At 73.1% G+C, this 3825-nt stretch carries 3 protein-coding genes and 2 pseudogenes; 3 read left to right on the forward strand and 2 right to left on the reverse strand.

The genetic code is table 11. The features are described 5' to 3' along the window. Positions 1–497 (reverse strand): LLM class flavin-dependent oxidoreductase (locus ACY45C_RS09595; RefSeq protein WP_462187276.1); only part of this gene is annotated, 497 nt, incomplete at its 3' end. Between the two features lie 226 nt (positions 498–723). Next, positions 724–1326, reverse strand: a pseudogene (def, locus tag ACY45C_RS09600) (peptide deformylase); the annotation flags it as partial. Positions 1327–1368: 42 nt separating this feature from the next. Here def and ACY45C_RS09605 point away from each other — a divergent pair. From ACY45C_RS09605 to ureG, 3 genes and pseudogenes are all read left to right on the forward strand, one after another. After that, the gene (locus ACY45C_RS09605; protein WP_462187277.1) at positions 1369–1872 is read left to right on the forward strand and encodes a Fur family transcriptional regulator; all 504 of its coding nucleotides are present in this window, start codon (positions 1369–1371) and stop codon (positions 1870–1872) included. An 81-nt stretch (positions 1873–1953) separates the two neighbouring features. Continuing rightward, positions 1954–3024, forward strand: a complete 1071-nt coding sequence (tsaD, locus tag ACY45C_RS09610) for a tRNA (adenosine(37)-N6)-threonylcarbamoyltransferase complex transferase subunit TsaD (RefSeq protein ID WP_462187278.1) — start codon at positions 1954–1956, stop codon at positions 3022–3024. A gap of 36 nt (positions 3025–3060) precedes the next feature. After that, positions 3061–3805, forward strand: a pseudogene (gene ureG / locus ACY45C_RS09615) (urease accessory protein UreG). Positions 3806–3825: the final 20 nt, after the last annotated feature.

Genomic DNA, 3825 nt, shown 5'->3' on the forward strand with positions numbered 1-3825 from the left:
TTCGGCGTCCCGTTCAGGCCGGCGACCTGGTAGTGGGTGCCGCTGTAGGTGAACGGCCCGTCGGCGAACATCCCCTTGATGACAGCGAGGGACTCGGCAAGCCGGCCGATGCGCACCCCCGGCGGGTCGAGCGGCAGACCGGCTCGGGAGTAGTCGGAGGTCATCCAGCCGGCTCCGAGGCCGAGTTCGAACCGTCCGCCGGACAGCGCGTCGAGGGTCGCTGCCTCTTTGGCCAGCACCACCGGATGGCGGTAGTCGTTGCTGAACACCATCGCGCCGATCCGCAGCGTCGTCGTCGCGTCGGCCGCGGCCATCAGCGCCGCGATCGGCGCAACCTGCTCGTCGAGATGGTCGGAGACGGTCAACGTCGCGTAGCCGAGATCCTCGACCCGGCGGGCGAGGTCGGCCCATGACCGGGCGCTCACCTCGGCGGGGGAGGAACACTGGATGTTGAACCGGAACGGCCGTTTGTACGGCCCGCCGGAGACCTCGGTCACCGCAGCCACTCCTCACTCACCGGGGCATCTCCAGGATGGGACACCTCGAGGACGGGACACCTCGAGGACGGGCACTCGCCGGTGACATCCTCGAGGACGAGGCGGGTACCAAGATAGCCCGTCGGGCGACCGGCGACCGCCGTTGACCGTCCCCGGCGCGACCCGGCCGGTGCCTGACCATCACCCGGCCCGGCCCGACCGATACCTGGCCGTCACCGGCCCGACCCGACCGGCGCCGCGACCGCAGGTACTCGCCGGCCGCCCGTGCCTGCTCCGGGGTCGGCGACGGCTCGCGCAGCGCCTGGACGGCGGCACGGCGCGCCTCCCCGGTCAGCCGGTCGACGTAGAGGATCCCGTCGAGATGGTCGACCTCGTGCTGGAAGCAGCGCGCAAGCAGGCCCTCACCGGCGTACTCGACCGGCTGCCCCGTAACGTCCACCCCACGGACCCGCGCGGCCAGCGCCCGCGTGGTCGGGAAGTGCAGCCCCGGGACGGACAGGCATCCCTCCGGGCCGTGCTGCTGGGTCCCGCCGGGCTGCCGGGCCTCCCCAGGCTGCCCCGGGTCCGGGCCGAGTTCCAGCACCGGGTTCACCACCACCCGTGGCACCCGTGGCACCGACTCGTCACGCGGGTCGTAGTCGACGTCGAAGACGAACAGGCGCAGCCCGACCCCGATCTGCGGGGCGGCGAGCCCCACCCCGGGCGCGTCGTACATGGTGTCGATCATATCGGTGACCAGCCGACCGAGTGCAGTGCCGAACTCCGTGACCAGCGTGGTCGGAGTGCGCAGAACGGGATCACCAACAGTGCGGATAGGGAGCACGGTCATGCGGGATACTGTGCCACGTGAATCGTGAAGGACACCTGGATCGTGAAGGACAGTCGGACGGATCGTGACGGCCGGCGTGGCGATCCGTCCGCCGCCGGGATCGCCGCGTTGCGCGCCCGCGGGGAGCGGGTCACCCCAGCCCGCCGGGCGGTGCTCCAGGTGCTCGCCGACACGAGCGAGCACCTGTCCGTCGACGACGTCTTCGCCCGGGCGGAGACGATCGTCCCGGGCCTGCACCGCACCACCGTCTATCGCGCGGTGGAGACCCTCGGCGACCTCGGCCTGGTCACCCACGTCCACCCCGACCACGGGCCGGCCGTCTACCATCTGGCGGCGGCCCTCACCGGCGGCGCCCACCTGCACGTCCGGTGCCGCTCCTGCGGCACGATCCTCGACGTGCCCGCGGACCTGCTCGACGACGTCGCGCGCCGGCTCGCCACCACCGTCGGGTTCACCCTGCAGCCCGACCACGCCGCCCTTGCCGGCCGGTGCCGCGCCTGTTCGGCGAGGGCCCCGTCCGTAGACGGGGACCTCGCACCCGCGTGACGAGGGCCCGCGGGCGGCGCGGCGAGAGCCTCGCACCGGCGTAATCTCGCAGGTACCGACTATCGCGAGGAGGCCGCGGGGATGCCGCCGGAGCAGGGCCCGGTCGTGCTGGGCATCGAGACGTCCTGCGACGAGACCGGGGTGGGGCTCGTCCGGAACGGCACGCTGCTGGGCGAGGCCCTGTCGACGAGCATGGACCAGCACGCCCGCTACGGCGGAGTGGTCCCCGAGATCGCCGCCCGGGCCCACGTGCAGGCGCTGGTGCCCTGCGTGCGCGCGGCGCTGTCTTCGGCGGGGCTGTCCGCGGCGGACATCGGCGCCGTCGCAGTCACCGCCGGCCCCGGCCTCGCCACCGCCCTGCACGTCGGGGTGGCCGCGGCGAAGGCGTACGCCACGGCGCTCGACGTTCCCCTCTACGGCGTGCACCATCTCGCCGGTCACCTCGCCGCGGACCTCGTCGACGGCGAACCGCTGCCCGATCCCCTCATCGCCCTGATCGTCTCCGGCGGGCACACGTCGCTACTGCGGGTGGGGGACCTCGCCCGCGACCCGATCATCCACCTCGGCGACACGCTTGACGACGCGGCCGGAGAGTGCTTCGACAAGGTCGCCCGGGTGCTCGGCCTGCCCTATCCGGGCGGTCCCGCGGTCGACCGGGCCGCGGTCGGCCACGATGCGACGGCGCTGGCCTTCCCCCGGCCGCTGACCGGCCGGGCGGACGCGCCCTACACCTTCTCGTTCTCGGGACTGAAGACCGCCGTCGCCCGGTGGGTCGAGTCGCATCCCGACTCCCCCATACCGGCCGGCGATGTGATCGCTTCCTTCCAGGAGGCGGTCGTCGACGTGCTCACCGCCAAGGCGGTCCGTGCCTGCCTCGACCACGGGATCGGTGACCTGCTCATCGTCGGCGGGGTCGCGGCGAACAGCCGACTGCGGGCGCTGGCGGCCAGCCGCTGCGAGCAGACCGGCCTGCGGCTGCGGATACCGGCCCGTCGGCGGTGCACGGACAACGGCGTGATGATCGCGGCGTTGGGTGACCTGCTCGTCCGCGCCGGCGCCGAGCCCTCCCCCACCGAGCTCACCGCCAGGCCGGGCGCGTTCCTCGAACGGGCCCAGCTCGGCGTCGCGCTGCCGGCCCTGCATGCCGCGTGAGCACCGACGGGCCCCTCGAACGGGAGAAGCGCGACGATGCACCTCGGGCATGAGGAGTTCCAGAGAAGCGGCGGGCGGGCCGTCGCGGGACCAGCCGGTGCGGGGCCAGCCGGTGCGGGGCCAGCCGGTGCGGGGCGGGCGCCGCGGATCGGGGTCGGCGGCCCGGTGGGCAGCGGTAAGACGGCCCTGGTCGCCGCGCTGTGCCGGGCCCTGTCGTCGAGCCTGCGCATCGGGGTGGTGACGAACGACATCTACACCACCGAGGACGCCGACTTCCTGCGCCGGGCCGGCGTGCTCGATCCCGAACGGATCCGCGCGGTCGAGACCGGCTGCTGCCCGCACACCGCGATTCGCGACGACATCACCGCGAACCTGGACATGGTCGAGGACCTGGAGGCCGACACCGGCCCCCTGGACCTGGTCCTCGTCGAGTCCGGTGGCGACAATCTCACCGCGACGTTCAGCTACGGGCTGGTCGACCGGCAGATCTTCGTCGTCGACGTCGCCGGGGGGCGACAAGGTGCCCCGCAAGGGCGAGCCGGGGGTGACCGGCAGCGACCTGCTGGTCATCAACAAGACCGATCTGGCTCCCCTGGTGGGCGCCGACCTCGACGTCATGGCCCGGGCCGCGGCCGCGGCCCGCGGTGCCCGTCCGGTGGTGTTCACCTCGCTCACCGCCGACCCCACGGCCGCGGACGTGACCTCCTGGGTACGGGCCCAGCTCGCCGAACTGTCCCCGCGCGGCGGTTCCTACAATGCGTCCAATACGTCGCAACCTTAAAGAGGACGTGAGAGCGTCGT

It is taken from the genome of Frankia sp. CcWB2 (genome assembly GCF_977927585.1).